Consider the following 3,375-nt stretch of genomic DNA (forward strand, 5'->3'; position numbering starts at 1 on the left):
GAGGAGAGCCTGTTCCGCGGCGCGGCCCGCACCGCCCTCGCCACCGGCGTCGCCGTCTCGATCCGCTACGGCGCCGACGCCCTGCACGACCTCGACATCGTGCTCGACGAAAAGCTGCCCGCCGACCGCGTCGTTGTCGGTGGCCTCGACCGCGCCGACGCCCACGCCGCCGGCGCCGCCCTCGCGATCGCCCGCCGCGGCGCCTACGTCGCCCTCGACCACGTGGGCACCGCCGACGACGCCCACCTCGCCGACGACGAACGCGCCACCCTCGTCCGTGACCTGATCGACGCCGGTCACGGCGACCGAATCCTGCTCTCCAGCAACGCCACCGGGGTGTCGAAGGGCGAACCCGGCCGTGAGGTGCCGTTCAGCCACATCCTGTCGACGTTCGTGCCGCTGCTCACCGCCCGCGGGATCGGCGACCCGGACATCGCGCGCATCCTCACCGACAACCCGCGCGCACTGCTGTCGCTGCGCTGACCGCAACCCCCCACCACGCGAGCCCGCAAGCACCGAACATCTTTTCTTTCCCGAAGGGAAGCTCCTGTGTCGAGAGTCAACACCGTCCTCGGTCCCATCGCGACCGAAGAGCTGGGCATCGTCGCCATCCACGAACACATCGGATACGGCATGCCCGGCTCCGAACTGGACACCACCTGGTGGAAAACCCCCGAGGTCCGCTACGAGGAAACCGTCCCCAAGCTCCGCAAGTTCCACGAATACGGCGGCGGCACCTTCGTCGACGTCACCGGCATCTGCAACGGCCGCGACATCGACTACTACAAGTCCCTGTCCGCCAAGACCGGCGTCCACATCATCGCCTGCACCGGCTTCGTCGGCGGCGACACCGCCCTGCCGTTCTTCGAACGCGCCACCGTCGAGTACCTCACCGACCAGTTCGTGCACGAGATCACCGTCGGCGTCGGCACCACCGGCAGCCGAGCCGGCGTCATCAAGGTCGGCGTCAGCCGCGGCGGCAAGATGACCGACCTCGACAAGCGCATCTACCGCGCCGCCGCCCGCGCCGCGCTGACCACCGGCGCCCCGATCCTCACCCACCTCGCCATCGACGCCGAAAACGCCATCACCATCTTCACCGAAGAAGGCCTGTCACTCGACCGTGTCCTGTTCGGCCACGCCGACGACGGCGTCAACGCCGAAAAGACCCGCGACAGCTGGATCGCCCAACAGGGCGGCCGCGTCGGCTTCGACACCTTCGGCTACGAAACCGAACTCGAAGACCCCCCGTTCTGGGCCCGACCCCGCAAAGAACGCCTCGACCACTTCCTCCGCTTCCTGCGCGCGGGCCACCTCGACCAGGCACTCGCCGGAGTCGACGCCAACTGCAGCCCACTCGGCTGGCCCGGCGTCAAAGGCCACACCGTGAACTACCTCTTCGAGGATCTCATCCCGGACCTGCGCGAGGCCGGACTCGACGAGGCCACCATCACCAAGCTCTTCGTCGAGAACCCCGCCGACTTCCTCACCCTCCAGGCCTGACCGCCCCTTCCGGCGCGCCACGCCCCTCCAGAGAGACACGACCATGCAGTCTGCAGACCTGAAGAACCTGACCATCGCCATCGTCGGCGCCGGATACGCCGGCGCCGCCGCCGCCAAGGCCCTGAGCCTGCTCGGCGCCGACGTCACCGTCTACGAACAGGCCACCGAAATCCGCGAGGTCGGCGCCGGCATCGGCCTGCGCCCGTCCAGCATGCAGCGCTTCCGCGAATGGGGCACCTTCGACGCCATCGCCGACGTCAGCTCACCCAGCGACTACTTCGAGATCCTCACCGCCACCGGCGAGCCGATCATGAAGGAAGACTGGCCGGGCATGGACGACTACGACGTCAAGACCCACACCCACCTCATCCACCGCGGCGACTTCATCGACGCACTCGTGAGCGTCCTTCCCGACGGCATGATCAAGCTCGGCCACAAACTCGACACTGCCGAGGACCGCGGCGACAAAACCGTCCTCACCTTCACCAACGGCACTGTCGTCGAAGCCGACCTCGTCGTCGGCGCCGACGGCATCAAATCCGTCGTCCGCAAGCAACTGTTCAGCGACCAGGAACCTGTCTTCTCCGGCGAACACGCCTACCGCGCCGTCATCCCCGCCGACGCCACCCATGGCCTGGCCACCGACGACAACCTGCGCATGTACATCGGCAAGGGCACCAAGGTGTACTTCCTGCCGCTGCGCCACCGGGGCGACGTGTCCTTCGACGTCACCGCGCTGTGCCCCGACAGCACCTGGTCCCCGGAGGCCACCCGCGACGACCTCCTCGCCACCCTCGACGGCTTCGACGAGCGGATCGTGCAGATCGCCCGCGACATCGACATGAGCACCGTCAACCTCCGCGCCGTCTACGACATCGACCCCGTCGCGCACTGGCACTCGGCCTCCGCCGTCCTCGTCGGCGACGCCGCCCACTCGATGCTCCACCACCAGGGCCAGGGCGCGAACTCCGCCATCCTCGACGCCGGCGCCCTCGCCGACGCCCTCCGCGACGCCGACACCGTCGCCGCCGCCCTCGCGGCCTACCAGGCCGCCCGCAAACCCGTCACCGACGAACTGCAGCGCATCTCCCGGCAGGGCTGGACCGAAGACGAGGTCGACGACGTCTTCCCGGGCCAGAAGCCCACCTCCCAGCAGCCCGCCACCCACTGACAGGAGAACGCGCCATGCCGTTGCACCCCCGAATCGCGGACTTCCTCGCCGACCTGCCCGCCCCACCCGACGGCCCACTCGACCCGGCCGCCCTGCGCGCCGGCGAAGAAGCCCAGGTCCCACCCCTCGCCGACCGCCTGCCCCTGCACCGGGTCGAGGACACCGTCGCCACCACACCGGTGGGGGACGTGCCCGTCCGCATCTACACCCCCGTCGACGCCGACAGCTACGGACTGCTGATCTACTTCCACGGCGGCGCGTTCTTCCTCGGCAGCCTCGACACCCACGACCACGTAGCCCGGCAGCTGGCGCACGCCGCCGGCTGCAAGGTCGTCTCCGTCGGGTACCGCCGCGCCCCCGAAGCCGCGTTCCCGGCCGGACTCGACGACTGCTACGGCGTGGTGCGGTGGGCCGCCGACCACGGCGACGACCTGAAGTGGAACGAGCACACCCTCGCTCTGGCCGGCGACAGCTCCGGCGGCACCTTCGTCGCCGCCGTCGCCGCACAAGCCCACGACGACGGCTTCGACCGCATCACCCACCAGGTGCTGTACTACCCGTCCCTGGACCTGGACTTCGACACCGACCGCTACCCCTCCCTGCTTGACAACGCCGAAGGGTACGGCGTCGAAACCGCCGGGCGGAAGGGGTTCAACTCCTTCTACCTCGAGAGCGGCGCCGACCCCGCCGAGCCGCTGGTG

Annotated in this window: 4 protein-coding genes; all 4 read left to right on the plus strand. The window is 69.4% G+C overall.

Annotated elements, in window-relative coordinates; all coding sequences use genetic code 11:
- A partial coding sequence (locus tag Q8814_RS25160; RefSeq protein WP_456239121.1) for a phosphotriesterase family protein occupies positions 1-483 on the plus strand: 483 nt, incomplete at its 5' end.
- A 66-nt stretch (positions 484-549) separates the two neighbouring features.
- Complete coding sequence (locus tag Q8814_RS25165) at positions 550-1,503, plus strand: phosphotriesterase family protein (RefSeq protein WP_330154681.1); 954 nt, start codon at positions 550-552, stop codon at positions 1,501-1,503.
- Positions 1,504-1,546: 43 nt separating this feature from the next.
- On the plus strand, positions 1,547-2,674 hold the full coding sequence (locus Q8814_RS25170) for an FAD-dependent monooxygenase (RefSeq protein ID WP_330154682.1): 1,128 nt from the start codon (positions 1,547-1,549) through the stop codon (positions 2,672-2,674).
- A gap of 14 nt (positions 2,675-2,688) precedes the next feature.
- A partial coding sequence (locus tag Q8814_RS25175; protein WP_330154683.1) for an alpha/beta hydrolase fold domain-containing protein occupies positions 2,689-3,375 on the plus strand: 687 nt, incomplete at its 3' end.

The organism is Rhodococcus chondri, assembly GCF_036327435.1.
Lineage (GTDB): Bacteria > Actinomycetota > Actinomycetes > Mycobacteriales > Mycobacteriaceae > Rhodococcus > Rhodococcus chondri.

Bases quoted from the DNA above. Each gene is read 5' to 3' on its own strand.
- Q8814_RS25170 (WP_330154682.1), top strand. From the start codon at position 1,547: ATGCAGTCTGCAGACCTGAAGAACCTGACCATCGCCATCGTCGGCGCC.